Below are 26073 nucleotides of genomic sequence, written 5' to 3' on the forward strand. Positions count from 1 at the left end.
AACGCAGCGAGTCCAGCCGATATTGGATCGTGTAGCTAATCAGATATGCCTCGCAGCCGTCTCGACCAGCAGTTGGCGCAACCGATGGATGTCGACCTTTCCGGTGGCGCCGCGCGGGACATCGTCGTCGGACTGCAACAGCAGCCAGACCGTCGGAACTTTGAAGGCGCTCAGCAACTTGCGGGCGGAAGCGTGTAACTGTTCGGCGGTGAGCGAGTCACTGCACACAACCGCTGCCCCCACCCGGTCGCCGGAATTGCCGGGCACGTTGGTGACAAAGGCATTGTCGACTCCGTCGATCGCGCGCAACGCGCGTTCGACCTCGCCTGGATAGACGGTCGCACCGCTGACTTTGAACATGTCGTCGGATCTGCCGTGGTAGAAGAGGAATCCGTGCTCGTCGAGGTGTCCGAGGTCACCGGTGGGGTAGAAGCCGTCGACCGTGAAAAGTTCTTCCCGGCTGCGGCGGCAGATTCCGCGCAAGGTGTGGGGTCCCCGGATCTGGATCATCCCAACGCTTCCCGCCGGCACGCGCCTGTTGTCATCGTCGACAACGCGAACTTCCATGCCGGGGAACGGTTTGCCGCAGCTACCCCACGCCGTGCGCGGCATATCGGTGTCCGCGGCGTAACCGCAGTAGGGCCCGAACGCCTCCGTCATGCCGAACAGTTTGGCTCGCGCTCCGGGCTGCGAGCGTTGGTCAGGCGGTAGCAGAGCTTCCAGACTGCCCGGCCCCAGTGTGGAGAGATCTGCACTGCCCGCGTGGCGTGCGAGCGTTTCGGCCTGATCCGGCCAGCCGCGAAAGAGGGTGACCCGCTCAGTTTCCAGTAGCTGCAGGGTCGTTTCGGGACGCGGCAGCTCCTCGGTCACCAAGGTAGCCCCGGCCAGCAGCGTGGACAGAATTCCACTGCCGAAACCGCCCACCCAGAAGAACGGCATCGGCAGGTACAGCCGGGTATCCGCCGTGATGCAGCGTGCCGCGAGGCCCGATTGCACGGCGCCCAAGGCGTTGCCATGCGAATGCAGGACGCCTTTGGGCGCTCCGCTGCTACCCGAGGTGAACATGATGGCCAGCGGGTCGGCTGGGGTTACCGTCCGGGTCATGGCGTCGACGATCCCGCGTACCCGCTCGCCGGCAGTAAGGCGGGCAATCTGCTGGAGCGACCAAACATGTCGTAAGGCAGGCAGTTCGGACTTCGAGGCCGACGCGACGTCATCCAGGTAACGGTGCCCACGGAATTCTTCGACACTTACCAGGAATTGCACGGCAGCCGTCCGTAGCTGGGCGATGAGTTCGCCGGCCTGCAGTAGGGTGCTCAACGGAACCAGTACGGCACCGATGCGTGTCAGCGCGATTGCGATCTGCACCCAGCGAGCGCTGTTTGGCATGATCAACCCGACCCGACTGCCCTTGCCGACGCCTGCGTCAACGAAGCACGCGGCCAAATCCATTGTGGTTTCGTCGAGTTCGGCGTAAGTGACGCGGTCGGCGGGATCTATCACCATCGGCTTCGAGCCGTGCTGGGCTGCCCGTAACCGCACCAATCGGTCGATGGTGTCAGGCATTGAACAGCTTCTTCAGTCGCCGAGTGTCTACCTTTCCACTGGACAGCAGCGGTATGTCCGCGCTGGATACGGCGAGGTAGTGCTGGGGGATTTTGTAGGCTGACAGCTCCGCCTTGAGCTGCTCACGCAGTGCCACTTGGTCGAAAGCGCTGACTCCGTCCGGCAAGACCACGATCGCCGCCACCAGCTCTCCGCGCTCGGCGTCGGGAATACCCACGACATGCGCCACCACGCCGAGTTTGGCGATGGCCTTCTCCACCTCGCTAGCCGAAACGTTGGCACCCGCCGTTTTGATCATCGCGCTGAGCCGGCCGACGAAGTACATGTATCCGTCAGCGTCGGCGCGCACTAAATCGCCTGTGTGGAACCAGCCGTCGGCGTCGAAGCACTCTTCTCGACTGCGTTTGTAGTATCCCTGCATCAGATACGGTCCGCGGATGCGCAGTTCGCCGACCTCGCCGACGCCGCAGACCCGGCCCGTGTCAGGCTCGATGATCATTGCCTGAAAACCGGGTGCGGGCTTGCCGAACGATCCGCGCCGCTCTTCGGCCTGGTCGGATTCGTCGCCGCTGATCAGTACGACGCTGCCGGCTTCGGTCAGCCCCAGCATGTTGTGCCGCAACTCCGGGTCTGCCGGCCGGGCGTCGGGGGCCATGATCGGGTACAGATTACCTCTTCGTATAGACGACAGGTCTCGTCGGGGAAAGCTGGGGTGGGCGGCCAGGTGCGCGACGGCGGCGGCGAAACCGTTGGTCATGGTGGGCTTTTCGGTTTCCAGCAAGTCGAGGGTCTCCGCCGCATCGACGGCGTTGGAGCACATCAGTGTCGACCCGGCGACCAACGTGGCAAGCAGACCGAACGCGAACCCGCCGATCCAGAAGAACGGTGAATTGCAGAACAGCTTGTCCGCTGTAGTCAAGCCACGGATCTCGTTCAGGTTCTGTTGATGTCCCAGCAGAGCCGCATGCGTGTGCACCACACCCTTGGGGGTGCTGGTGGAGCCGGACGTGTAGATGATGGCGAGTGAATCTGAGCCGTCCACGTCGTCCTCGATCGCGTACAGCAGCGCGGGGTCGCTGGTCTCGCCGAGCTGAGCCACCCGCCCGATGTTCGCGACGTACCGCAATTGCGTTGCGGTGGTGGCAAACAACTGCTGGCCGGAATCGAAGTCGGGGTCCGACAACACCTCGCCGAGCCGTTGAGTGTAATCGTGCGAGCGGAAAGATGCTGCACTCAAGAGGATTCCGACGTCGCTGTCGACCAGCTGCTCACGCAGCTCCCGGGCCGTGGCGAAGGTGGAAAACGGGACCACGACCGCGCCGATTCGTGCCGCTGCCAGCATTCCGACAACGAACTCGATGCCGTTCGGGTACAGCAGTCCGATATGCGTTCCTTTGCCGGCGCTGAGCGCGATCAGGCCGCGGGCCAGCTGCGCCGACCGGTCGTCGGCTTGGCTGTAGCTGATGCGCTCGCCGTCGCAAACCAACAACGGGTGATCTGGCCGCGAGCGCGCTTGCTGTCGCAGGATCGCCCCGACCGTCGGCGAGTCACCGGCCATGGTCGCTGCGGGCAGGGGTATCACTGAAAAAGCTGCGCACCGCATTCAGGTCGGCCTTGCCTGACGGAGTCCGCGGGATAGCGTCGACGATCGCGATGTCGGTGGGAATTTCATAGCGAGCCAATCGGTTCCGCAGGAATTCCACTAGCTCGTCGGTGGATATCGATGCGCGCAGTTCCACCATGGCGACGGGCGTCTGTCCCAGTCGGTCGTCTGATCGCGCGACGACGGCCGCGCCCGCCACCGCGGGATGGCACTCCAGCGCGATGCGCACGTCGTCGGGCATTACTTTGAATCCGCCGCGGACGATGGCCTGATCGGCGCGTCCGACGATCCAGACAAAGCCATCCTTATCGATACGCGCCAAATCTGTGGTCCGCATCCACCGTGCCGACGGCCCCAATTGGCCCGCCTTGACCTCCAGCAGACCGACCTGATCGGGTCCGAGTGGTGTGCCGCGCTCGTCGACCACCCGCAGCGCGAACCCCGGGTTCGCCCGGCCCACACTACCGCGCTTGGCTTGCCAGTGCCGCTGATAGTCGGCCAGGGTCCAACCGGCTACCCCACCGCCGAATTCGGTTGCGGCATAAGATGTCAGGACGGGGATGCCGTACTTCTCGGTGAAGGCGTCGGCATCGTCGGCGGACAGCGCAGCGGTGCCGCAGGTCACGGCGCGGATGCTTTCCAGGTCCGCACGGGGTAGGCCGGAGTGCAACACTGTCCGCAGCGCGGCCGGCACCAGAGATACCGTGCGGGGGCGGTGTTTGCGCACCGCCGCGGCCCAGGCGTCGAGTTCGAACCGGTCCAGCAGCACAAAGGATCTCGCCTCGGCGACGCATTGCAGCACGCGGAACACACCGCCGATATGGACCAGCGGGGAGTTGACGATCGCCACGCCACGTCGCAGCTCGCTGGGCGCCGGCGCGCGGTGCGGCTCGCGTCCCATCACGCTGTGCGCCAGCATGTCGTAGCTGAGGTCGATGCGTTTGGGCGGCCCGGTCGTGCCGCTCGTCAGCATGCGTACCGCGACGCCTGGCCGCACAGGAGATCCAGTGCCGAGGGTCGGCATCGACGGGTCGACGCGCTCGTCGAGGATAGCCGGGATTGGAACGGTCGTGGTGCCGGGCGCCGCCGTGACGAGCGCGGTCAAGTCGTGCGGCTCGCCGATGACGAGCGGCAGTCGCAGCGCGGTGATGTCAGCCCTGGTCCGTTCGTCGCCGCGGGACGGGTTGATGGTGACCACGGTTCCGCCACCCAACAGCACACCGAGGAACGCGGCAACCTGACCGGGCCGGTTGCGCAGCAGCATCCCGATCGGACGGTCTTCGGCCACCAATGCGGCGATGCGTCGCGCCATTTCGCCGACCTGCCGCCATGAGATCCATTGACCGCCATACTCGATCGCGTGCGCATCGGGCTGCAGATCCAGCACCTGCGCGATACGTCGACTGAGCGGGTGATCGGCCGTCACCGGATTTTCGGCTCCTTCCGGACGCCCCCGGCTCTATCCTGGGCGGCCAGCTCGGCCTTACCCAGCGGGTTACCCAGCCGGGTGTAGATCAGCCCCTGCTCCAAGGCGGCGCGGTAGGGCTTGTCCAGCGACTCCCAGATCGCCTTCACCGTACCCTGAGTCGCCGAGGGTGGCTTGGCCGCAATCGCCGCCGCGATCTCATGAGCCCGGCTCCACAGCTGGTCCGGTTCCATCACCTCGGAGACCAGCCCGATCCGCAGCGCGGTATCGGCGCTGACGCGTTCGTCGTTGCCCATCAGTGCCATCCGCAACGTCTCGCCCAACCCGATGCGCCGCATCAGTCCCACCGGCTCCAGCGCGCAGACTAGGCCCGCGGAGACATGTGAGTCGAAAAATGTTGCGTCCGTTGAACAGACAACGACATCGGATTCGTTGACGAAGTAGAACGCGCCGGCTGTGCAGATGCCCTGAACCGCGCACACCACCGGCTTCCACATCTTCTGCCATTTAGGGCTGAGTGCCTCGCCAGGATCCTCGTGGTTCCAGACATTTTCGGGCTGACCGTATGGCGTCTTGATATCCAATCCGGCGCTGAATGCCCGGGTGCCGGCCGCCCGCAGCACCACCGCATGTACCGACTCGTCGAGTTTGACTATGCGCCAGGCCCGCGCCATCTCCTCGCACATGGTGCGGTTGAACGTATTGAGCTGCTCGGGCCGATTCAGCGTGATGGTCGCGACGTGGTCCGCGGGATCGACCTCGAGCAGGATGGTTTCGAAGGTGACGCTCATCTCGGATACTCAAAGCCTCGTCATCTGCATTGCCAATTCGGTTGGCGTTTCTCGACAAAGGCCCTGGGGCCTTCCTGCGCATCCTCTGTGCGCAGCACGCGTTCGCGGAATGTTTCGGCGAGGATCTCCGCTTCGTGCAGCGGCACATTCAGGCCCTTGAGGATGGCCAGCCGGGTTCCCCGGACGGCGAGCGGCGCATTGGAGTTGACGATGTCGGCGATCTCGCGGGCCCGGTCCAATAGTCGGTCGTGCTCGACTATCTCGCTGACCAAGCCGAGATCGTAGGCGCGTTGGGCGCTCATCCGCTCGTGCTTGCCCATCAAGGCCATCCGCAGCGCGATCGAGCGGGGCAGCACCCTGGATACCCGCACCAACTCGCGTCCGGCCACCAGTCCGATGCTGACGTGTGGATCGAAGAAAGTTGCCTGGTCGGAAGCGATGACGATGTCCGTCGTGGTCACCCAATCCAGGCCGGCGCCACAGCACAGTCCGTTGACGGCGGTCAGCACCGGCTTGGCCATGGCGCGAAACGGCGGCGTGCCTTCCTGCGGCGCCTCCCACTGCTCGTACGTCGAGAGGTACGGCCGTTCGTAGATTACCTTGCCGTCTTCGGGAATGGCCTTGACGTCGGCGCCGGTGCAGAACGCCCGACCGGTGCCGGTGACGATGAGCAGCCAGACTTTGTCGTCGCTCTCGGCTTCGTCGTAGGCGGCCCGGAGCTCGGCGATCATGTGCGGGCTAAGGGCGTTGAGGGCATCCGGACGGTTCAGCGTGATGGTGGCGGTATGCCCGTCGACTTCGTAGTTGATCGTGTCGAACGAGTCAGTAGCCATCCGGGTTCCCTTCGTAGCGGGTCATCGGCCATTGAACTTCGGCGCTCGGCGCTGCCGGAAGGCTTCCAGGCCCTCTTTGAAATCGCTTGTTCGACAGGATAGTTCCAAGTTGTAGAGCTCTTGAGTCATGGCCTGATCCAGCGTCGCGTGCTGGCTGAAGCTCAGTGCCTGCTTGGCCAGCCCAATCGCCACCGTCGGGCCCGAAGCCAGCCGTGCCAGCAGGTCCTCGACCGACTTGTCGAGCTCGGACCCGTTCACTGCCTGATGAATCAGTCCCCACTCGGCCGCATCCGATGCGTTCACTTTCTCACCCAGCAGCAGCATCCGCTTGGCGCGCGCCACACCGATCAGCCGGGGCAGTAGCCAGCTGGCGCCCGAATCGGGGCTGAACCCACGCTCCATGAATGGCTCCCAGAACACCGCGTCGTCGGCGGCCACGGTGAAGTCGGCAGCCAGCGCGAGATTGCAGCCAATGCCGACGGCCCGCCCCTGCACGGAACAGACCACCGGCAGCTGGATGCTGTGCACAAGCCCGATCACGCGATGGGCGGCGTGCGGTACCCGCCGAACGAGGTCGCCGGTCCGGGGACGCTGCCCGCCGGCGCTGTTGGTGGCTACCCAGTCGGCGCCGGCGCAGAAGTCGTCTCCGCTACTACGGATGTGAATCGCGCGCAATGCGTCGTCGGTGGCGGCATCGGTCAATGCACCGATCAGCTGCTCGATCATCAACCGAGTCAACGAATTACGCCGGTTCGGGCGGTCGAGCGTGATCCGCAACACCGCACCGTCCCGGGATGCCGTCACCGAACCTTCGGCATCGGCGGCGTCGGCCTCGTGACTCACGGTCGAACCCGGCCTTTCTCGCCGATACGGTTACCCATACAGTAGGCAATACGATTGCTACGCTGTATAAGTTAGCAAGGAAACGCTGGTGACGGAACAACCGGGTGAAACCCGGCGAACGAGGAGTGTCGCCTAATGGGCCAGGGCACAACTTCAGGTGACGCCAGATTCGGCGAGGCGCCCCTTGCCCAAACCGTGGCCGCCGCAGGCGCCCTGCGCCGCCTGGGGTCCTTGTTGCTTTCGCTGGAACACGAACACCCGACGGTGGACACGATGATCGCGAAGTTCGCTGAGTGGGAAAGCGAGCTGGCCGGCGTGGCGCCGCGTGACAGTGCGCCCAGAATCGGTGAGATTCCCGGCGATTCCCGGCGGATCTATCTCAACCACGCCACCGACATCGGTGCCTACAATCCCTGCTTCCCCGAGTACCGGTTCGATCAGCTCGATGCTGAGAAAGCCGGCGGCCGGGTAGTGTTCCCGCTGGTCTACGAAGGGCCGCCGGGGCTGGTGCACGGCGGTTTCCTCGGCGTGTTCTTCGACTGCATCATCCAGCATCACAGTTGCGTCACGGGCTTGTCCGGCAAGACCCGTTCACTGGTCGTGACATTCCGTCGTCCGACGCCGCTATTGACCGAGCTGCGTTTCGACATCGCGCGGACGCAAATCGACCGCGGCATCACCTCTACAGCGCGGCTGCTGCTCGACGGCGAGGTGCTGTGCACGGGCGAGGTCAGCACGCTGTCGTCTCCGCCGGAGAAGCTGTCCGCATTCAAGTTCGCCAGGCGGCGAAAGGAGTCCAGCGCATGACCGCCCCCGGCGCTTCTGATGATCGCGTGCTTTTCGACGTGGATCCCGACAAGCGAATCGCCACCATCACGCTCAACAACGCGAAGCAACGCAACTCCTACGACGCCGCGATGCGCGACGACGTCGCACGCTGCCTGGATCGCGTTGCCGAAGACGACGATCTCACCGTGGTTCTGCTGCGCGGCGCCGGCGGAGTTTTCTCCACCGGCGCCGATATGAACAACGCCTATGGCTGGTACGGTCCGTCCGGTGCCGAGGAGCGAGAGGCCAACCGGCGACCCAGCCAGCGCCGGCGACTTACGGTGGACCGCAAGTCATTTAGCTTCTACCACAACTTCATGGGCTTCCCCAAGGTGACGGTGGGGGAGATCGCCGGCTTCGCCCTCGGCGGTGGCTTCGAGATGGCGCTGATGACCGACATCTCGGTCATTGCGCGCGACACGAAAATCGGCATGCCGGCAACACGTTTCCTCGGGCCCGCACTCGGCAGCCTGCACCTGTTCTTCCATCGGCTGGGGCCGGTGCTGGCCCGGCGCCTGCTGCTGACCGGTGACGTCGTCGAAGCCGGCGCGATCGAACACCTAGGAATCTTCACCGATACATGCGATCCGGGTTCGGTTGCGGCACGCGCCCGGTACTGGGCCGAGAAGGCCGCGAAGATGCCCGCCGACGGAGTCGTCATCGCCAAGGAAGCCTTCCGCCTTGTCGAGCAGACTCAGGCATACCACGGTGAGGAAGTTGCGAGTTACCTGTTCCATGCTTTCGGCACCAACCTGCAGTTCGCGGCGGGCGAGTTCAACTTTGTCAAAACTCGCGCCCAACATGGAACGAAGGAAGCGTTCCGGCTGCGCGATGAGCACTTCCATGTGCCGGAGCCACCGGAACCGCAAGCCCCATAATAGGTTTCGCGCGCAGTCGCCTTAACTTGGCTCAAAGCACATCACACCGGCCACAGCCATCCCTACGAAGCTTGGCCAGTGATTCTGCAACTTGATATCGCCGGCGCTACCGCGTTATCAGCCACAACATGGCCAGCCTTTTTGATGCGCGAGTGGCGGATGTGACGACATCGTCAGCGGCCCTCTGAAATTACAGCATTTCTTCGGGATTCAGCGCGCTGCGGTTGTCTTGGTCCGCGACCGGGTGGCCGCCGGCTTGGCTGACTTGCGCTGCCGAGATGGTGGCGACTTCGCGAACTTTTGGGATTCTTCGATCAACCGGCCCGCGTGGTCCAGTATGCAATCGAGCCCGTACTCGAAATTCGTTTCGTCGGGCGCCCCGATGCGATGCCCCTTCCCGGTCACTTGAGCGATGAGCGGGGTGGTCTGCGGATCGATGGCCACCGCGTCTTCGATGGAGCGCGGTCCACTGTCCGGGGTCTGGTTCTTTTCGTAGAGCCGCTGCAACACGACCGATCCGCGGACGTGCAGCGAAACCGCCGAGTAGGTGTCGAAGGCGTCCTCGGGCGACAGGCCTGCCTCCACCAGATTGGCGATTGCGCGCTCCATCTCCTGCGCGCCCAGCCGAGCCGCTTTGGGACTGAGCGCGGCGCGAATCAGAATCAGGTCGCACAGAATTGGATTGCCCATGAACGTCTTACGCATCAACCGCGCATGGTTGCGCAATGTCTCGCGCCAGTCGCTGGCTTCCACATAAGGGGTGGCGAACACGTACTTGCTCAAGGCGCGGTCGGTCATCGCGTTGAGCAGATCGTCCTTCTTGCGGAAGTACCAGTAGATGCTGGTGACACCCACGCCAAGGTGTTTGCCAAGCAGGGGCATGCTGAGGTTGTCGATCGATACCTGCTCCGCCAGTTCGAATGCACCGCTGATGATGTCGTCGGGATTGATGGATCCCCGTTCACGTCGCTGACGCTTGTCGGCGGTTGCCTGCTTCGCCACTACGGGCACCTCCATCAAGTTTTGTCCTGCGTATGCCGTCCGCGCCTTTGCCGCCGACAGCGATTCGTGCGTTTGTCTGTCTGCTACTGTAATACCTATCGTAGGCATTTTGGTAAATACAGCTGGACGGACGAACCGGCTGGAGCCGTCGGGTGAAGCATGGATCTAGGGCTGGCAAATGCCACAGCGGTATGGGTCTGGCCGGTCGGTGTCGACGGCAACGACCCCCATCGCCTGATGGAAGCCATCGCCAAGCATTTCGGACATCCGGCGCACATGCCGCGAGCCGGGCTACCGGAAGCAAATCGGGCCCGTCGTCGCGTTCCTTGCGTCGCAGCGCAACTCCTACATGACCGGAGCCAACATCAACGTCGACGGCGGGTCGGACTTCACCTGATTCTTGAAATAAGTTGGCTGGCAAGAGGAGTAGACGATGGCGGTGAACTATGAAGGCCAGTGAAGCGCGTAGCTGGGCACGCGGCGCGCTACGGGGAATTGGCGACTCCCTCTACACGCCGTTCTGCGGCGAGGACGGCGACGACATCGACTGGGACGCCTACCGCACGCTGGTGCGCTACTGCGTCCGCGATCTCGGCCACCCGATGCTGTGGTGCACCAGCGGCATCGCCGAGTTCTGGTCGCTGACCCTGGAGGAGCGAAAGCGCTTGCTAGAGTTGGCAATCGAGGAGGCGCGAAGCGCCAATCCCGATGTCGTCATACAGGCGTGCACCTCGGCCATCACGGCCAAGGACTGCTTAGATCTGACGCTGCACGCCCAGGAGGTGGGCGCCGACATCGCCTACATCCAGACGCCGATGATGGAGGTGCACGGCGGGGAAGGAGTGCTGAGATTCTTCAAGTACATCGCGGCGCGCACCGACATCGCGCTGGGTATGTTCAATTCCCCGTCCTCGGGCTACGTGCTGACCGCGGCTGAAAGCGCGCGGATCTACGACGAGGTGCCCGCGGTGTGCGCTACCAAGGAGGGTGCCTTCCGGCCGGAGAGCAGCCGGCGGTTGCACGAATTGGCTCCGGGCTTGGTGCTGTGGGAGTGCGACCGTACGGTGTACCGCGCCGGATGGCTGCGTGCAGGAATCGTCTGTCCGGCGCAATTGGGCACGGCCGGGTACCTTTTCGAGACACCGCAGCGGCGGCTGTTCTCCGGGTACTGGGATCTGGTGCTGGGCGACAAGTTGCTCGAGGCGATGGACTACGGGCGAGACTCGGGGCTGGACCAGTTCGACCTCGACATCGGATCTTGGTGGACCTGCTACCCGGGGCGCGCGGATTACTTCACGCACTGGGGTGGTGCGTTCAAGTACGCGGCCTCGCTGCTGGGCCTGCCGATAGGGGCGTATCCGCACTCCCGGCCGCCGCAAGCGGAGTTGCCGCCCGAGGCCAAGCTGCAGATCGAGAACGCCTATCGCCGGCTGGGTCTGATCGACGCCTAGCGCGCCGGTCGCCCAGGTCATTTGAAGCGCCGGTTCGAGGCCTGGAAATCCAGCGGTTTGCCCTGCTCCGCGGGCCTTAGACGGCAGTTGTGGAATGCTGTACCGATAGGTATACAGTATGCGTACAAAGTAACCTGGATCCGGTAGTCGCGGGTGAGGAGGCGGCGTAGCAGATGTCCGGCAGCCAAGGCTCATCGGACGGCGCTTCCGAAGACGCCGTGCGCTACGAAGCCACGCCCACCGGTGTCGCAATCCTCACGCTCAATCGTCCGGAGCGCCTCAACGCTTGGGGCCCCGACATCGCCGCCGGCTTTTATGCCGGTATTGACCGTGCCGAACAAGACCCCGACATCCGGGTGATCGTGCTGACCGGGCGGGGCAAGGGATTTTGCGCGGGTGCGTATCTGGGCGCGCCTGACTCGGCAGGCAAGCTCGGCGAGACCATGGAGAAAGCGGAGCAGACGAACCTGTCCGACTTGGTCGGCGAACGTCCGCCCCACTTTGTGACCACATTGCGCAAGCCCATCATCGCGGCCATCAACGGGTCCTGCGTCGGAATTGGTCTTACCCAGGCGCTGATGTGCGATGTCCGGTTCGCCGCTGCCGGGGCCAAGTTCGCCGCGGTGTTCGCGCGTCGCGGACTGATCGCCGAGTTCGGCATTTCGTGGATCCTTCCGCGGCTCACCAGTTGGGGCGTCGCGCTCGACCTGTTGCTCAGCGGCCGCACGTTTCTCGCCGAGGAGGCTGCCGGCCTAGGCGTGGTCAAGGAAGTCGTGCCGCCCGAAAACCTAATGAAGCGTGCCCTGGAGTATGCGGAGGACATCGCTCAAAACTGCTCGCCGGCCTCGCTGGCGGTGATCAAGCAGCAGGTCTATGCCGACGCCAATCACGATGTCGGGCAAGCGACTTCGCGTGCCGAAGTCTTGCTGCACGAGGCCATGCCGCGGCCGGATGTCATCGAGGGGATCACGAGTTTCCTGCAGAAGCGACCGCCGCAGTTTCCGTCGCTCACCCCCTCGGACGCATAGTGGGTATCAGAAAGGACCATCATGAGTGACTTGAGCTACCAGGCCATCGACGTCGACAACCACTACTACGAACCGTTGGACGCCTTTACCCGGCATCTGGACAAGAAGTTTCGCAGGCGTGGCGTCCAGATGTACAGCGACGGTAAGCACACCCAGGCGATCATCGGCGACCGGGTCAACCGATTCATCCCCAACCCGACTTTCGATCCGATCATCGTTCCGGGCTGTCTGGACTTGCTGTTCCGCGGCGAGATTCCCGAGGGCGTCGATCCGGCTTCCCTGATGAAGGTGGAGCGGTTGGGGGAGCACCCGGAGTATCAGGACCGAGACGCCCGCGTGCGGGTGATGGACACCCAGGGCATCGAGACCGTATTCATGTTGCCGACCTTCGGCTGCGGTGTCGAGGAAGCCCTCAAGCTCGATATCGACGCGACGATGGCCTCGGTGCACGCGTTCAACCTGTGGCTGGACGAGGACTGGGGGTTCGACCGTCCGGATCACCGAATCATCGCCGCGCCGATCATCTCGTTGGCCGATCCGGCCAAGGCCGTCGACGAGCTCGAGTACGCGTTGGGACACGGCGCCAGACTTGTTCTGGTGCGCCCGGCGCCGGTGCCGGGCGCCGTCAAGCCGCGCTCGCTCGGCGATCCGAGCCACGATCCGGTCTGGGCCCGGTTGGCAGAAGCCGGCGTGCCGGTGGGATTCCATCTGAGCGACAGCGGCTACCTGCAGGTGGCGGGGATGTGGGGCGGCAAGTCGACTTTCGAGGCGTTCGGCGGATCGGATCCGTTGGACCAGATCCTGGTCGACGACCGCGCGATCCACGACACGATGGCGTCGATGATCGCGCATGGGGTGTTCACTCGCCATCCGAAACTCAAGGCGGTCAGCATCGAAAACGGTTCGTACTTCGTCTACCGACTGGTCAAGCGTCTGAAGAAGGCTGCCAACAACCACCCGCGGCTGTTCCCCGAGGATCCGGTGGAACAACTCCGCAACAACGTGTGGATCGCCCCATACTACGAGGACGATTTGCGCGCGCTGGCCGATGTCATCGGCGTCGACAAGATCTTGTTCGGTTCGGACTGGCCGCACGGAGAGGGGCTCGAGTCGCCGGTGTCGTTCACCGAGGAACTCACGGAGTTCAGCGAAGCGGACATTCGTAAGATTATGCGCGACAACGCTTTGGATCTCCTCGGCGTCAAAGCCACAGTGTCAGCCTAGGCGGCCCGGACCGTGACCGAATGGACCGTCGGGTCGGTGCTCGATGCCATCGCCGATGTCATTCCCGACCGGCTTATGACAGTATGCGGAGACCGGCGCAGCACGTTCGGGGAATCCGCGCTGCGAACCGCCCGGTTGGCAAACTTCTTGAACGTCAATGGCTTAGGGGCACACCGCGAGCGGAACACGCTGAACCGCTGGGAATGCGGTCAGGACCGGATCGCCCTCATCATGTACAACGACCTGTACCCCGATGCGGTGATCGGGTGCCTCAAGGCGCGAACAGTGCCGGTCAACGTGAACTATAGTTACTCGCCGCGGGAGATTGCCGAGTTGCTCGCCTACATCCGGCCGCGCGGCATTGTTTATCACCGGTCGCTCGGTGCGCGTTTCGCCGAGGTGCTGCCGACGGGTGGTGCAGAGCTGCTGATCTCGATCGACGATGGCAGTGGCGCCGCCGAACTGCCGGGCGCGGTGTCACTGGATGAAGCGCTGGCACAGGGTAGTTCCGGTAATCCGAAGCAGGGTTCGCCGGACGACTTGATCATGATGTGCACCGGCGGCACGACCGGCCGTCCCAAGGGAGTGCTGTGGCGTCAAAGCGACATGTACGTGGCGTCGATGGTCGGTGCCGACCACGCAAGCGTCGACGAGATCCACGCCAAGGTGCGCGGCGGGGGACAGCCGTGGTTCGCGGTCTCGCCGCTGATGCATGCCGCGGGGATGTGGACCGCCTTCTCGGCGATCATGCACGGGTTGACGGTGGTGCTCTATGACGGGCGCGGCAAGCTGGACGTGCGCTCGGTGTGGGAAACCGCCGAGCGTGAAAAGGTCGGCCTGATGACGATGGTGGGTGACGCGTATGCCGGCCCGTTGGTCGCCGAGTTGCAACGAGGTTCGTACGATTTGTCGTCCTTGAACGCGATCGGGACCGGCGGGGCCGCAACCAATCCGAAGTTCAAGCGCGCACTGATGGAAAAGCTCCCGCGGGTCACGATCATCGACGGGTACGGCTCGTCGGAGTCCGGGAACATGGGGTTCGGGCACAGTCAACGCGGCAAGCAGAGCGAGACCTTCCAACTCCGCGAAGGAGGTGCGGTGGTTTCGGAAGATCGCAGCAGGTTCCTGCAGCCTGGCGATACCGAGATCGGCTGGGTGGCCAGAAGCGGCCGGATTCCGCTGGGCTACTTCGACGACGCCGACGCCACTCAACGCACCTTTCCGGAGATCGACGGGAGGCGGGTGGTGATGCCCGGTGACCGCGCAAGCATCGAAAAGGATGGCACCCTGCGCCTGTACGGACGAGATTCGTTGGTGGTGAACACCGGCGGCGAAAAGGTCTTCGTCGAGGAGGTCGAAGAAGTACTGCGTACCCACCCCGGCGTCGCGGATGCATTGGTCGTCGGACGACCCAGTGAGCGGTGGGGCCAAGAAGTCGTCGCGCTGGTCGCGCTGCTACCCGGCTCGGGCGTCGTCGAGGGAGCCGAACTCGCCACCCTCTGCAAGTCGGAGCTGGCCCACTTCAAAGCGCCCAAGGCGATTCTCTTCGTTGAGCAGATTCAGCGACTCGGCAATGGCAAGCCGAACTACCGGTGGGCTAAACAAGCTGCCGTACAGGAGATTCCGGTATGACGGGAAAAGCGATTGACTGCCTGATCAACGTGCACTTCGGCGAAGCCGAGTCGCAGCCCAGCTGGATGCTCAAGGTCCGCGACGACTACTTCAAGGGCCCGGAGTCGATGTTCGCGCCAGTCGACCTGTCCGGACTGCTCGAGGAGATGGACGAACAGGGTGTGCAGAAGGCGATCCTGATGGACTCGCTTGTCAGCCCGTCCACCACGGCGCGAAAGTTCGTCGATGCCAAGCCGGACCGGTTCGCACTGGCGATGGGCGGGTTCAACCTGCTGCGCCCGGTGCGGCCGCTGCGGGAACTGGGCGCGATCGTGCGTGACCTGCCGGTCGCGTATGCCGTAGTGGGACCGAGCTTTTGGGGTGACGGGCAGTATCCGCCCAGCGATGCCGTTTACTATCCGCTCTACGCCAAGTGTGCGGAACTGGACCTCCCGCTGTGCATCAACACCGGTATCCCCGGACCGCCGATCCCCGGTGAGGTGCAACACCCCATGCATCTCGACCGGGTATGTGTCCGGTTTCCCGAGCTGCGACTGTGCATGATCCACGGAGCCGATCCGTGGTGGGACGTCGCGATCCGGTTAATGCTCAAATACGCGAACCTGCGTCTGATGACGTCGGCGTGGTCGCCCAAGCGGCTGCCGGAAAGCCTGCTGCACTACATGCGGACGCGCGGTCCGCACAAGGTGATTTTCGCCTCGGACTGGCCGGTACTGCGGATGCGACGGGTGATACCTGAAGCCCGTGCGCTGGATCTACCCGCCGAGGTTCTCGACAACTATCTCTACAACAACGCCCAGGAATTCTTCTTCGGACAGGAGCACTGACGATGGATCGCTTCGAACTGCGCAGGCAGGACTACAGCCTGTCCGAACACCACGTCGATCTGCAAACTGCCTACAAGCAGTTCTTCAAGACCCACTGTTCAATCGAAACCGTCCGCGCTGCAGAGCCTTCCGGCTTCGACAAGAATCTGTGGGAGCGGTTGTGCGCGATGGGCGCATCGACAATGGCGCTACCCGAGTCCTGCGGAGGTGACGGTGCGACGCTGGTCGATCTCACCCTGGTGGCCGAAGAGATCGGGCGGGTGCTGGCGCCGGTTCCGTGGATCGATCATGTCTGCGCGGCGCGCCTCTTGGCACGCCTCGGCGCACTGGGCGCCGAAACAGCCGGGATTGCCGAGGGAGAACAACTCGCTGCCCTCGATCCGCGACTCGACAGCGGGCAGGGGCCCCGGCTGATTCCGACGGGCTCGGTTGCCGATCACATCCTCGTCCGTGACGGCGAAGATATTGTGCGCCTGACCTTCGGCACCCGGCCGGCGAAGGTCGACAACATCGGCCGGCTACCGATGGCCTGGGTGGATCCGGCCGCCGCCGACACCCGTACCGTGGTGGCCCAAGGGGTCGATGCGCTGGCGAGTTACCAACGGGCGCTGGATGAGTGGCGATTGCTTACCGCGGCGGCCCTGGTGGGTCTGGTCGACGAGACGATGACCATCGCGGCCGAGTTCGCCAAGACCCGCTACACGCTGGGCGTGCCTATTTCTACATTGCAGGGCATTTCGCATCCGCTGGCGAACATGGCCATCACCGTCCAGGGTGGACGAAACCTGGCCCGGCGAGCTGCCTGGTTTATGGACAACGAACCCGACGAACGACCCGAGCTGGCGCCGTCGGCATTTGTCTTCATGGCGGAGGAAGCCGCAAAGGCGGCGACGATGGCGGTCCACATCCAAGGCGGCCTTGGAGTTTCGGCGGAAGCTGCCGCATCGGCGTATCTGGTGCGAGCCAGGGGCTGGCCCTTGGCGGCCGGCGATCCAGGCGCGACTGCCCAGCGGGTCGCCGAGCTGGTGGCCGCCCGCGACGGTGCGCGGCAGGCCGCGCGAGTCTAGGACAGGAGCGAGACAATGGATTTCTCCCGTGTCCAGCTTTCCGACGAGGACAACATGTTTTACGACGAGGCGCGAAGCTTTCTGGCCACCCATATGACCGAAGAGGTCAGGCGGCGCGACCGCGAGACGGGCGACAACTTCGACGAAGGCCTGCACTTGGCGTTCGGCGCCGCAGGCTATCTGGCCGGAGAGTGGAAACCGGCGGCCGACGGCGGCTTCAGCCGGGTGCGCCGTCGCATCTGGGAGCTGGAGAAGCGGCGGGCGCATGTGCCGTGGGTGACCTGGGGGACTACCGCCATGGTGGCGCGGTCGGTGGTGAAGTTCGGCTCACCCGAACTGCAGGACGAGGTGATGCCGGGAGTGTTCAGCGGCCACATCAGGCTGTGCCTCGGCTATACCGAACCTGAGGGCGGCTCCGACGTCGCGACCTGCAAGACGCGCGCGGTGCGCGACGGTGAGGGCTGGGTCATCAACGGATCCAAGATGTTCACCACCGGTGCGCACAATTGCCAGTACGTATTCCTGATCACCAACACGGCACCTGAGGCGCCAAAACACAAGAGCCTGACCATGTTCCTGGTTCCGCTGAACTCGCCGGGCATCGAAATCCAAGGCATCCGGACTGTGGACGGCGATCGGACCAACATCGTCTACTACAGCGATGTGCGGGTCGACGACAAGTACCGCCTGGGTGAGGTAAACGCCGGCTGGACAGTGCTGCGCGAGCCGCTCAACGCCGAGCACGGCGCGGTCGCAGCCGCGCCAGATGGCTTGCAGGACAACTCGATCATGATGCACCAAGCGGGATCGATGGCAGCAGCGGTGGACAAGGCTGCGGAGCAGGTGACGCGGCCGGACTTCAGCGGGCGTCGCCTGCTCGACGATCAGTCGGTCGCGTATCGACTGGGGCGCAGCGTGGCGAGGCTGGAAGCGGCGTTATCGGCCCCGAACATATTCGGCCGGGTGGCTATCGCGCAGACGATGCGAGACATCTCCCTCGACCTCATGGATTTACTCGGAGCCGCATCAACTCTTCCCTACGGGACCGATGGGGCAGCCGATGACGGCAGCGCCGAGTACGCCTATCGGTTCGCCCCGTTGGTCGGGATCTACGGCGGAACGCTGGAAGTGTTCCGCAACATGATCGGCCAGTACTCGCTCGGTCTCGGCAAGCCCAACTATTCACCGCCGAAGTAAGTAGCGCGTCTGCTCGGCAGGGTCAGGTCGTCAGGATCGTCGCGGCGGCGGTCCCTGGCGCCCCGTAAACCTGTGCGAATCCGGCACGCGGACTTCCCGGAACCTGACGGTCACCCGACTGGCCACGCAACTGGCGCACCAGCTCGTGTACCTGCCGCAGGCCGGACGCCCCGATCGGTTCGCCGTTGGCGATCAACCCGCCGTCGGTGTTGACCGGCATCGCTCCGGTGATCTCGGTGGCCCCGTCGGCCAACAGCTTCTCCTGCTCCCCGTCGGCGCAGAATCCGGCCTCGGCCATGTGAATCAGCTCCGCGCCCGCGTCCGTGTCCTGTAGCTGGATGACGCCGACGTCTTCCGGTGCGATGCCGGCCTTCTCGAATGCGGCCTTGGCCGCATAGACAGTCGGCGATACGTCCTCCTCGACCGGCGCGTAGGTGGTGTTCACCTCGTAGGCGCCGTAGCGGCGGGTGCGGACCTCGACCGCGCGTACGTACACGGGTTTGGCAGTGAATCGGTGGGCGATGTCGGCACGGCACATGATTGCCGCGGCCGCGCCTTCGTCCGGCGCACAGAACATGTACTGCGTCAGCGGATAGTTCAACACCGGCGAGTTGAGGATCGCCTCCTCGGACATCGGCTTGCGGCGAAAGGCATTGGGGTTCAACGACCCGTTGCGGAAGTTCTTGGCAGCGACCTTGGCCAGCGTGCCGACTGAGACGCCATGCTCGTGCAGGTACCGGTTGGCCTTCATGCCGAAGAATTTGGTGGTGAGGTATTGCCCGTTCTCCGCGTACCAGCTCGGCATTCCAACCAGCGCAGGGTCTTCCGTGAAGGCCCCGCGGGGGTGCTTGTCCATGCCCACTGCGATGCCAATGTCGTAGTCGCCCAACCGGATACCGTCGGCGCACAACTTGGTCGCGCTGGCCGCCGTCGCACAGGCGTTGAACACATCGGTGAACGGGATACCGGTGAGCCCCACCATGCCGACGATCGCATCCGGGTTCGCCACCGTCCAACTGCCGCCGACCGCGAACTGGATGTCCTTCCATTCGATGCCGGCGTCGCCGAGGGCGAGGTGGATGGCGTCGGCGGCCATCTCCATCGCCGACTTACCCTCGAAGCGGCCGAACGGATGCAGACCCACGCCGATGATGGCAACGTCATTCATGCTATGGCTCCCGACTCCTTCAGTTCGGCGATGCGGTCCCAATCCATGCCGAGTTCCATCAGAACAATTTCGGTGTGCTCAGAGGCCTGCGGCGCTCTGCTTGTTACCAGTGGCTCATGGTTGAACTGGACCGGCCCGCGCACGACGCGAAACGGCTCGCCGCCGGTTGCGAGCTCGACTTCGGCAACCATGTCGTTGGCAATGGCCTGTTGGTCGCCGGCGAGGTCCAGAAGACTCTGAAACGGTGCCCACTGGCCTTTCATCGTCTTTAAGTGCTGACGCCAGTAGTCAAACGGCTTGCCGGCGAAGGCCTTCGCGATCAACTCGACCGCCGCATCGGCATTCCGTATCAACGGCAGCACCTCGGCGAAGCGCGGATCGTCCGCCGCCTCGGGGATTCCGAGGTGTTCGAAGGTGTCGCGGATAAGGCCCGTCGGGCTGATGATGCACAGGTTGATGGTGCCGCCGTCAGAGGTTTGGTAGTTACCCATGAATGGATTGACCGACGGCTCAGCCGATCCCGGCATCCCGACGCGCATGACCTCGCCGCTCTCCATGCCCTGCGTTACGCTGGCGCCCGCCGCCCACCAGGCCGTGCTCAGTAACGACACGTCGACCTCGAGGGCTTCGCCGGTCCGCTCGCGATGTAGCAGCGCGGCCGAGATGCCGCCGGCGATGTTCATGCCGCCGATGGAGTCACCGAAGGCGGGAATGCCTTGTGTCAGTGCACCACCCAGCTCTTCGGGCGTCAACGCGTAGCCTATGCCGCTGCGCGTCCAGAATGCCGTCCCGTCATAGCCACCGACGTCGCGTTCGGCGCCCTTGTCGCCGTACGCCGTACCGCGGGCGTAAACGATTTTGGGGTTGACCGCCCGGATGTGTTCCACGTCGAACTTGTTCTTCTGCCGCTGGGCGGGCATGTAGTTGGTGAGGAACACGTCGGAAGACTTGGCCAGTTCATAGAGGACTTCCTGGCCGCCCGGCGTGGAGACGTCGATCCCGATGCTGCGCTTGCCCCGATTGGGATGCTCCATGAGTGGATGCCGCTGCGGATCGACCTGGATGCCACCCATGTTGAGGAAACCTCGTTGGGTGTCACCGCGCAGTGGATGCTCGACCTTGATGACGTCGGCGCCCCAGTCGGCGAGGATGGCTCCCGCCGCAGGGACAAAGGTGAACTGCGCAACCTCCAGGACCCGAAAGCCCGTCATTACTTTGACCATTTCAAGACCCTAGCTATTTGGCGGCGAAGGTCACCGGAATCGCGGTCGGGGAGCGGAACGGCTGACCGTGGATGTGCGGGTCGTCATCGGTAATCAACTCGATGTCGGTCAACCGATTCAGCAGGCACTCAAGCGCGACGCGGGTTTCCAGCCGCGCCAGGTGGAGACCGAGACAGGTATGTTCGCCGGCGGCAAAGGAGATGTGCGGCATGTGGGCGCGGAAGATGTCGAATTCTTCTGAACGTTCCCAACGCCGCTCGTCGCGATTCGCCGAGCCAATGCACACGCTGATCATTGCGCGCGCCGGAATCGCAACCCCTTCCAACTCGGTGTCTTCGGTGGTGTACCGCTGCACGGTGGTCAGCGGGGTTTCGAAGCGCAGCCCCTCTTCGATCGCCTGGCCGATCAGGCCGCGGTCGGCCTGCAGCGCCGCGAACTGGTCGGGATGGGTGAGAAGCAGAAACAGCAGATTGCCCGAGGACCGGTAGGTGGTTTCCAGGCCTGCGGGCAGCAGCAACCGCAGGAAGGAATAGATCGCTTCGTCGCTGAGCTTTTCGCCGTCGATCTCCGCGGCGACCAGATCGCCGATGATGTCCTCAGTGGGCCTGGATTTGCGCTTCTCGATCTGTTCGAGGAAGTAGTCCTTCAGCGCTGCCGAGGCCTCGAAGGCGCGTTCGTAGTTGACGTGGTAGCTGATCACCTCTACCGCGCGCTTGCGAAACATCGGGAGGTCTTCAGCCGGCAGACCCAGCAGCTGGGCAATGATCCGGGTGGGGAATTCGAAGGTGAAATCCCGCACCAGGTCGGCCCGGCCCGACTCGATGAATTCGTCGATCAATGCATTGCAGGTGGGGCGGACAATCGTGGGTTCCCATAGCGCCAGTGCCTTGGACTTGAACGCCGCGGACACCAGGTTGCGATGTTCGCGATGCTCCTTTCCGTCCATCGCGAGAATGGTCGGCCCCATGAACAGCCCGATCGTCTTGTCGTAGAGCTTGGAGGTGAACACCCGGTTGTTGCGAAACACCGTGTTGACCGCATCGAACGACATCGCCGAGAATTCGCACCTGGGCCGAAAGTTCTCCGGCGTCTTGGAATAGTCCATGACGGTGCCCTCGAACACACCGGACTTGCGGCGTTTGTGGGCAAAGAACGGGTAGGGATCACGCAGGCTAACGGGCTGGTCGCCGGTGTCGGCGGTGATATGAGCGTGGGTCGTCACCAAATCTCCAGGGCAGTCGTTGCGTAAGATCGTACTGTAATTCTTACAGTAGGCAACATTGGCAATGATAGACGTTGGACAAGGCTCGCAGCCCAGGCGTCGCTACAGCCCAGACCGCAACTTGGCACTCTGATCTGGTGTGAACGACTGGCCGCGGTGTACACGAAAAACCAAGGAGTGCTGCGCAACTGGTATGCGGTCGGGCTGCGACTCGAGGAACGCGATGGAGACGAGTGGAAGCGGCAAGCCCAGCAGAATTGCTAGCCATTCACCGCCTGTTCGCGTGCCCACCGGTAGTCGGCCTTACCCGACGGGCTGCGCTCGATGACCGTACGGAACACCACCGCTTTGGGAAGCTTATAGCGAGCCAACGACTTTGCCGCATGGGCGACCAACTCGTCAGCCTCGGCGTCTGCACCGTCGGCGAGCGCGACGACGGCGACGACTTCCTGCCCCCAACGCTCGCTCGGTCGTCCGGCGACCACGACATCGGCGACGGCGGGATGTGACGCCAGTGCGCTTTCGACCTCTTCGGCGAAGATCTTCTCCCCGCCGGAGTTGATGGTCACCGAGTCGCGGCCCAGCAACTCGACGCGACCGTCCGCCAGGTGACGCGCCCGGTCGCCGGGGATGGCGTACCGCACGCCGTCGACGACCGGGAAGGTGGCGGCGGTCTTGACTGCGTCGCCCTTGTACCCGAGTGGGACATAGCCGCGTTGAGCCAGCCAGCCGTTGCCGTCGTGACCCGGCGGCAGGATCGAGGTCAGATCCTCGCTGGCGACGAAGGTGTCCGGGCCGGCGTTGAACGTTCCGGTCGACACTGCCCCTGACGTCGACAGGTGGTGCATCTGTGCCCCCGTTTCCGAAGATCCCACGCCATCGGCGACGACGGCGTGCGGTAGGACTTCGATCAAGCGTTGCTTGACGTACGGGGTCAGCGGGGCCCCACCGTTGGCAACCACCGCCAGCGACGACAGGTCGGCGATACCTTTCTCGACTGCCGCGACCAGGGGACGCGCCATCGCATCTCCGACCACCGTCACCGCCATCACCCGCTCACGCTCGATGGTGCGCACCACCTCGTCGGCATCCAGATGATCGACGACCGAGGGAAATACGATGGACTGGCCTGTCGTCAGTCCGGTCATCACCGCCCACTGGGCCGCACCGTGGATCAGCGGCGGCAGCACCATCAACTTGGTGCCGGGCCCCGACGCTGCCGCCGCCACAATCTCGTCGAGAGAGCCCGCGGGCTCGCCCGTATAGAGGTTGCGGCCACCGAAAGACGTCATGAAGATGTCGTGCTGGCGCCACAGCACGCCCTTGGGCATCCCCGTCGTGCCGCCGGTGTAGAGGACATACAAGTCATCGGGTGAGTGCTGCGCTAGCGGCGGTGCCGGTGAGCGGGAAGCCAGCGCGGTCTCGTAATCGACGGCGCCGTAGACCAAGTCGTTGCCCGAGTCGTCGGCGATCTGAATCAGCACGCGCAGTCGCGGAAGATCCGGCAGTACTTCGGCCACTCGCGGCGCGAACGCCGCGTGGTAAATCAGTGCGGTCGCGCCGGAATCCGCCAGCAGATATTGCAGTTCGTTCTTGACGTAGCGGAAGTTGACGTTGAACGGGGCAACGCGTGCGCCGAAGGCACCGAGCAGCGCCTCCACGAATTCGTTTCCGTTGTAGGCATAAAGGCCGAGCAGGTCCTGGCCCACCTCGTGGCCGGCAAGATCGGACCGCTCGGTGTGGCAGCCAAGCCCACGCGAACGCAGGTACGCAGCGAGACGGTTAGAGCGCTCCAGGATCTGCGCATAACTGAAGCGTCGTTCACCCTGGATCACCAGTTCCCGGTCGCCGATCTTGGCCGCAATAGCCGAAGCCACAGCAGGGACCGTGAATTCGTTCTCAGGCACAGTTTTCCTTTCGAGTCGCCCTACTTGCCGGCGAGCAGACACAGAATCGCACCTGCACGACTCGCGCAGTGCGATTCTGCGTCTGCCGGCCACATTACGGTTGGTGGGGTAGCAGGCGGACCATCAGGCCATTGGCTTCGGTGAGCAGCGTGCCGTCGGCCGCGGTCATGGCCGCGTCGATGAAGATCTTCCGGCCGTCGATCTTGGTGATGTTGCCCCGCGCGGTGAGCGGCTCGTCGATCGGGGTAATGCTGCGATAGTCGACATGCAGGTACGCCGTGCGGGTGGGCCGAATGTCCGCACTGGAAACCACCATGCCGAAGAGCCAGTCGTAGAACAGGGGGATCATTCCGCCATGTACCGCGTGGTTGCCGCCCACGTGGGATCGGGTGAAGTGTCCGTGCATCGTCACGCCGTCGGGCCCGGAATCGGTGACGGTCCACGGCGGCAGCAGGGGATGACCCAGCCCGGGCATGTCGAGGACCCGGCCGGCGGGCACCTGGATATCCGGAACCTGGTGGCCGTCGAGTAACGCGCATGCGTCTTCGATGTGGCGGGCGGCGGTAGCCCAGATCGAGCCGTCCGGGTTGGTGGAGACGGTCAGATCCTGCAACCGGCGCATGGCCGCAACGAACCGGCCCAGCTCGGGGGGTGCCGCCATGGGTTCGATTAGTGGGAACCCGCCGGGGATGTCGCGTGCTGTGTCGGTCATGGCGCCTTCCATACCTGAAGCAGATCGTCGGTAGTGGTGATGGTGGCCAGCAGCGACAGCGTATTGGCGATCACCGCAGCACCGTACTCTGCCGGTATGCCGGCAACGGCGTCTTGGGGCACGATCACGCGATAGGCCGCATTGACCGCGTCCATCACGAAATTCGGGATCGCAATATTCAGCGAAACACCCACCACGACAACGGTGGACACCCCGAGGTTCCGCAGCACCGCATCAAGGTCGGTACCCCCCATCGGCCCGACCCCGTGCCATCTGCTCAGCACCAGATCGGTTGGCTCAGGACCCAATTCGGGCAGCAGGGCCGCGCCGGGCGTGCCGGGGGCGATGTCGACATCACCGCGTCCGAGGGCGAAGATCTTGGCATTGTGGTTGGACCCGAGCCCATCGGGTCGTCGCTGCACCAAGCAGTGCACAATCCGCACCCCTGCTGCTCGCGCCACCGGCAGCAGCCGCGCGATGTTGGGCAGGGCTGTGCGGCGTGCCTCTTCGGCCAGCAGTGCCAGCCCGGCATGCGGTCCGATAACAGCGCCCTGGCATTCCTGGGTGACGATCGCGGTGTGTTCGGGCGCGGCCAGGTCGGCGAGTGATGTCCTCATGCGGACCCGGAGACCAATACTGCTTCGGGCGGGACATCGTAAAACTGCGTGGCCCATTTACGCAGCGCCATATACCCTTTCGCGTCCACCTTGGATAGCGGAGGGCGTTCCACATACTTCTGGTAGCGCCAGATTTCCAGGTCGTCGAAGACGGTGGACAGAAACTGCCTTTCGATGAGCTCGCGCAGCTTGCCGCTGGGCACGTCGGAGGTGTCGCCCGGGGTTCGTGGCCACCAGATCGAGTAGAACAGGTCCGAACACTCATCGTCGACCGGCGTGCAAGTGAAAATCAGTCGATGATTCTGCGCGCCCTCGAAAACGCTGATCGCTCCGCCGAGACCGAACAAGTGGCTGTGGAACCGCAACGCGAGATCGTCGGGGTTGTCGCTACCTGCGTCCGGCCAACCGGCGATGAACTGCCATTCGTGGTCAACGATCTTCCAGTCCAGCACCCTCGGCGTCACCGTGGCGTGATGCACGTACTCGAAATGGGCGCTGTCGGGCGCGTTCTCCGCCACGATCTGTGGATGCACCGGTTCGCGCTCCGCTCGCCGGGAGAACTCCGGATAAGCCCGGTAGTAGGCCGCCGGATCGGTCTCGAACTGCGGAAATTTGTGAAAGATGTCGGGCATCTCCCACTGCGGCTCCGCGCCGTCCGGCTGATGCCAGATGAACACGCAGTCGTACTGCTCGCGGACCGGGAATACCCGCAGCGTCAGGGCGCGGTTGGGCCGGTCCGGCTGGTAAGGGATGTACCGGTTAGTGCCGTCGGGGCCCCAGCGCCAACCGTGGAACGGGCATTCGACGCAGTCGCCGACGACCTTGCCGCCGTGGCCGATGTGCGCACCGAGGTGCTTGCAGTGCGCCTCCAGGACGTGCAGTGCGCCGGACTCGTCGCGGTAGGCGACCAGGTCTTCGCCGAAGTACCGCAGAGGGCGGACCTCGCCGACTGGAAACTCCGGCGACCATCCGACCATGAACCACCCGGTGACCTTCCAGGTGAACGGGACTTTCACGCCGGCGCCTCC

General features: G+C 64.1%; 23 protein-coding genes and 1 pseudogene. 10 read left to right on the plus strand and 14 right to left on the minus strand.

All coding sequences use genetic code 11. The annotated features are described in order from the left end of the window. Positions 1–39 precede the first annotated feature (39 nt). From AC5Y21_RS01965 to AC5Y21_RS01990, 6 genes are read right to left on the minus strand one after another with little or no spacing between them, the layout of a single operon-like run. Positions 40–1566 carry a class I adenylate-forming enzyme family protein gene (locus AC5Y21_RS01965; protein ID WP_499908825.1) on the minus strand — a complete coding sequence of 509 codons (1527 nt, stop codon included), beginning with the start codon at positions 1564–1566 and terminating at the stop codon, positions 40–42. Next, the gene (locus AC5Y21_RS01970) at positions 1559–3124 is read right to left on the minus strand and encodes a class I adenylate-forming enzyme family protein (RefSeq protein WP_499908827.1); all 1566 of its coding nucleotides are present in this window, start codon (positions 3122–3124) and stop codon (positions 1559–1561) included. Before AC5Y21_RS01970 ends, AC5Y21_RS01965 begins: the two co-directional genes overlap by 8 nt. Continuing rightward, positions 3114–4595 (minus strand): class I adenylate-forming enzyme family protein, encoded by a 1482-nt coding sequence (locus tag AC5Y21_RS01975; protein ID WP_499908829.1) that lies wholly within the window; start codon positions 4593–4595, stop codon positions 3114–3116. The genes AC5Y21_RS01970 and AC5Y21_RS01975 overlap by 11 nt, the downstream gene beginning before the upstream one ends. After that, positions 4592–5386, minus strand: a complete 795-nt coding sequence (locus tag AC5Y21_RS01980; protein ID WP_499908831.1) for an enoyl-CoA hydratase/isomerase family protein — start codon at positions 5384–5386, stop codon at positions 4592–4594. The genes AC5Y21_RS01975 and AC5Y21_RS01980 overlap by 4 nt, the downstream gene beginning before the upstream one ends. Positions 5387–5406: 20 nt before the next feature. Further along, complete coding sequence (locus tag AC5Y21_RS01985; RefSeq protein ID WP_499908833.1) at positions 5407–6219, minus strand: enoyl-CoA hydratase/isomerase family protein; 813 nt, start codon at positions 6217–6219, stop codon at positions 5407–5409. A 21-nt stretch (positions 6220–6240) separates the two neighbouring features. Further along, positions 6241–7062, minus strand: coding sequence for an enoyl-CoA hydratase/isomerase family protein (locus AC5Y21_RS01990; protein ID WP_499908835.1), 822 nt, complete (start codon positions 7060–7062; stop codon positions 6241–6243). A gap of 135 nt (positions 7063–7197) precedes the next feature. On the opposite strand from AC5Y21_RS01990, the gene AC5Y21_RS01995 reads away from it, so the two are divergent. Both AC5Y21_RS01995 and AC5Y21_RS02000 read left to right on the plus strand, forming a co-directional pair. Beyond that, on the plus strand, positions 7198–7869 hold the full coding sequence (locus AC5Y21_RS01995; protein WP_499908837.1) for a hypothetical protein: 672 nt from the start codon (positions 7198–7200) through the stop codon (positions 7867–7869). Then, entirely contained in the window at positions 7866–8768 is a 903-nt protein-coding gene (locus AC5Y21_RS02000; RefSeq protein ID WP_499908839.1) for an enoyl-CoA hydratase/isomerase family protein, read from the plus strand. The genes AC5Y21_RS01995 and AC5Y21_RS02000 overlap by 4 nt, the downstream gene beginning before the upstream one ends. A 210-nt stretch (positions 8769–8978) precedes the next feature. Here AC5Y21_RS02000 and AC5Y21_RS02005 read toward each other — a convergent pair whose 3' ends face one another. Then, complete coding sequence (locus tag AC5Y21_RS02005) at positions 8979–9785, minus strand: TetR/AcrR family transcriptional regulator (protein WP_499908841.1); 807 nt, start codon at positions 9783–9785, stop codon at positions 8979–8981. Positions 9786–9962: 177 nt separating this feature from the next. Between AC5Y21_RS02005 and AC5Y21_RS02010 the strand changes: the two are divergent. The 8 genes and pseudogenes from AC5Y21_RS02010 to AC5Y21_RS02045 all read left to right on the plus strand — a co-directional run. Beyond that, positions 9963–10167: pseudogene (locus AC5Y21_RS02010) on the plus strand (SDR family oxidoreductase); the annotation flags it as partial. Positions 10168–10216: 49 nt separating this feature from the next. After that, the gene (locus AC5Y21_RS02015) at positions 10217–11221 is read left to right on the plus strand and encodes a dihydrodipicolinate synthase family protein (protein WP_499908843.1); all 1005 of its coding nucleotides are present in this window, start codon (positions 10217–10219) and stop codon (positions 11219–11221) included. Positions 11222–11394: 173 nt separating this feature from the next. After that, positions 11395–12249 carry an enoyl-CoA hydratase gene (locus tag AC5Y21_RS02020; RefSeq protein ID WP_499908845.1) on the plus strand — a complete coding sequence of 285 codons (855 nt, stop codon included), beginning with the start codon at positions 11395–11397 and terminating at the stop codon, positions 12247–12249. Between the two features lie 21 nt (positions 12250–12270). Continuing rightward, positions 12271–13473, plus strand: coding sequence for an amidohydrolase family protein (locus AC5Y21_RS02025; protein WP_499908847.1), 1203 nt, complete (start codon positions 12271–12273; stop codon positions 13471–13473). 12 nt (positions 13474–13485) lie between these two features. Then, entirely contained in the window at positions 13486–15105 is a 1620-nt protein-coding gene (locus AC5Y21_RS02030; protein WP_499908849.1) for an acyl-CoA synthetase, read from the plus strand. Continuing rightward, complete coding sequence (locus AC5Y21_RS02035) at positions 15102–15932, plus strand: amidohydrolase family protein (protein ID WP_499908851.1); 831 nt, start codon at positions 15102–15104, stop codon at positions 15930–15932. The genes AC5Y21_RS02030 and AC5Y21_RS02035 overlap by 4 nt, the downstream gene beginning before the upstream one ends. 2 nt (positions 15933–15934) lie before the next feature. Then, the gene (locus AC5Y21_RS02040; protein ID WP_499908853.1) at positions 15935–16999 is read left to right on the plus strand and encodes an acyl-CoA dehydrogenase family protein; all 1065 of its coding nucleotides are present in this window, start codon (positions 15935–15937) and stop codon (positions 16997–16999) included. Between the two features lie 15 nt (positions 17000–17014). Continuing rightward, positions 17015–18196 carry an acyl-CoA dehydrogenase family protein gene (locus AC5Y21_RS02045; RefSeq protein ID WP_499908855.1) on the plus strand — a complete coding sequence of 394 codons (1182 nt, stop codon included), beginning with the start codon at positions 17015–17017 and terminating at the stop codon, positions 18194–18196. A gap of 22 nt (positions 18197–18218) precedes the next feature. Here the strand turns inward: AC5Y21_RS02045 and AC5Y21_RS02050 are convergent, their stop codons facing one another. From AC5Y21_RS02050 to AC5Y21_RS02080, 7 genes are all read right to left on the minus strand, one after another. Beyond that, positions 18219–19364, minus strand: coding sequence for a thiolase family protein (locus AC5Y21_RS02050; RefSeq protein WP_499908857.1), 1146 nt, complete (start codon positions 19362–19364; stop codon positions 18219–18221). Then, positions 19361–20575 (minus strand): CaiB/BaiF CoA transferase family protein, encoded by a 1215-nt coding sequence (locus AC5Y21_RS02055; protein WP_499908958.1) that lies wholly within the window; start codon positions 20573–20575, stop codon positions 19361–19363. The genes AC5Y21_RS02050 and AC5Y21_RS02055 overlap by 4 nt, the downstream gene beginning before the upstream one ends. Positions 20576–20600: 25 nt before the next feature. Next, the gene (locus AC5Y21_RS02060) at positions 20601–21809 is read right to left on the minus strand and encodes a cytochrome P450 (RefSeq protein WP_499908859.1); all 1209 of its coding nucleotides are present in this window, start codon (positions 21807–21809) and stop codon (positions 20601–20603) included. Positions 21810–22069: 260 nt separating this feature from the next. Next, a complete protein-coding gene (locus tag AC5Y21_RS02065; RefSeq protein WP_499908861.1) occupies positions 22070–23716 on the minus strand; it encodes an acyl-CoA synthetase in 1647 nt (548 codons plus the stop codon). A gap of 94 nt (positions 23717–23810) precedes the next feature. Beyond that, a complete protein-coding gene (locus AC5Y21_RS02070; RefSeq protein ID WP_499908863.1) occupies positions 23811–24428 on the minus strand; it encodes a PaaI family thioesterase in 618 nt (205 codons plus the stop codon). Then, the gene (locus AC5Y21_RS02075; protein ID WP_499908865.1) at positions 24425–25045 is read right to left on the minus strand and encodes a cysteine hydrolase family protein; all 621 of its coding nucleotides are present in this window, start codon (positions 25043–25045) and stop codon (positions 24425–24427) included. The genes AC5Y21_RS02070 and AC5Y21_RS02075 overlap by 4 nt, the downstream gene beginning before the upstream one ends. Then, positions 25042–26061, minus strand: coding sequence for a Rieske 2Fe-2S domain-containing protein (locus AC5Y21_RS02080; protein ID WP_499908867.1), 1020 nt, complete (start codon positions 26059–26061; stop codon positions 25042–25044). The genes AC5Y21_RS02075 and AC5Y21_RS02080 overlap by 4 nt, the downstream gene beginning before the upstream one ends. Positions 26062–26073: the final 12 nt, after the last annotated feature.

It is taken from the genome of Mycobacterium sp. NGS41, assembly GCF_059812725.1.

What these genes read in the sequence shown, in the direction of transcription:
- AC5Y21_RS01965 (WP_499908825.1), bottom strand. Translation starts at nt 1,566, where the DNA reads ATGCCTGACACCATCGACCGATTGGTGCGGTTACGGGCAGCCCAGCAC.
- AC5Y21_RS01970 (WP_499908827.1), bottom strand. Translation starts at nt 3,124, where the DNA reads ATGGCCGGTGACTCGCCGACGGTCGGGGCGATCCTGCGACAGCAAGCG.
- AC5Y21_RS01980 (WP_499908831.1), bottom strand. Translation starts at nt 5,386, where the DNA reads ATGAGCGTCACCTTCGAAACCATCCTGCTCGAGGTCGATCCCGCGGAC.
- AC5Y21_RS01985 (WP_499908833.1), bottom strand. Translation starts at nt 6,219, where the DNA reads ATGGCTACTGACTCGTTCGACACGATCAACTACGAAGTCGACGGGCAT.
- AC5Y21_RS01995 (WP_499908837.1), top strand. Translation starts at nt 7,198, where the DNA reads ATGGGCCAGGGCACAACTTCAGGTGACGCCAGATTCGGCGAGGCGCCC.
- AC5Y21_RS02000 (WP_499908839.1), top strand. Translation starts at nt 7,866, where the DNA reads ATGACCGCCCCCGGCGCTTCTGATGATCGCGTGCTTTTCGACGTGGAT.
- AC5Y21_RS02005 (WP_499908841.1), bottom strand. Translation starts at nt 9,785, where the DNA reads ATGGAGGTGCCCGTAGTGGCGAAGCAGGCAACCGCCGACAAGCGTCAG.
- AC5Y21_RS02015 (WP_499908843.1), top strand. Translation starts at nt 10,217, where the DNA reads ATGAAGGCCAGTGAAGCGCGTAGCTGGGCACGCGGCGCGCTACGGGGA.
- AC5Y21_RS02020 (WP_499908845.1), top strand. Translation starts at nt 11,395, where the DNA reads ATGTCCGGCAGCCAAGGCTCATCGGACGGCGCTTCCGAAGACGCCGTG.
- AC5Y21_RS02025 (WP_499908847.1), top strand. Translation starts at nt 12,271, where the DNA reads ATGAGTGACTTGAGCTACCAGGCCATCGACGTCGACAACCACTACTAC.
- AC5Y21_RS02035 (WP_499908851.1), top strand. Translation starts at nt 15,102, where the DNA reads ATGACGGGAAAAGCGATTGACTGCCTGATCAACGTGCACTTCGGCGAA.
- AC5Y21_RS02040 (WP_499908853.1), top strand. Translation starts at nt 15,935, where the DNA reads ATGGATCGCTTCGAACTGCGCAGGCAGGACTACAGCCTGTCCGAACAC.
- AC5Y21_RS02045 (WP_499908855.1), top strand. Translation starts at nt 17,015, where the DNA reads ATGGATTTCTCCCGTGTCCAGCTTTCCGACGAGGACAACATGTTTTAC.
- AC5Y21_RS02050 (WP_499908857.1), bottom strand. Translation starts at nt 19,364, where the DNA reads ATGAATGACGTTGCCATCATCGGCGTGGGTCTGCATCCGTTCGGCCGC.
- AC5Y21_RS02055 (WP_499908958.1), bottom strand. Translation starts at nt 20,575, where the DNA reads ATGACGGGCTTTCGGGTCCTGGAGGTTGCGCAGTTCACCTTTGTCCCT.
- AC5Y21_RS02070 (WP_499908863.1), bottom strand. Translation starts at nt 24,428, where the DNA reads ATGACCGACACAGCACGCGACATCCCCGGCGGGTTCCCACTAATCGAA.
- AC5Y21_RS02075 (WP_499908865.1), bottom strand. Translation starts at nt 25,045, where the DNA reads ATGAGGACATCACTCGCCGACCTGGCCGCGCCCGAACACACCGCGATC.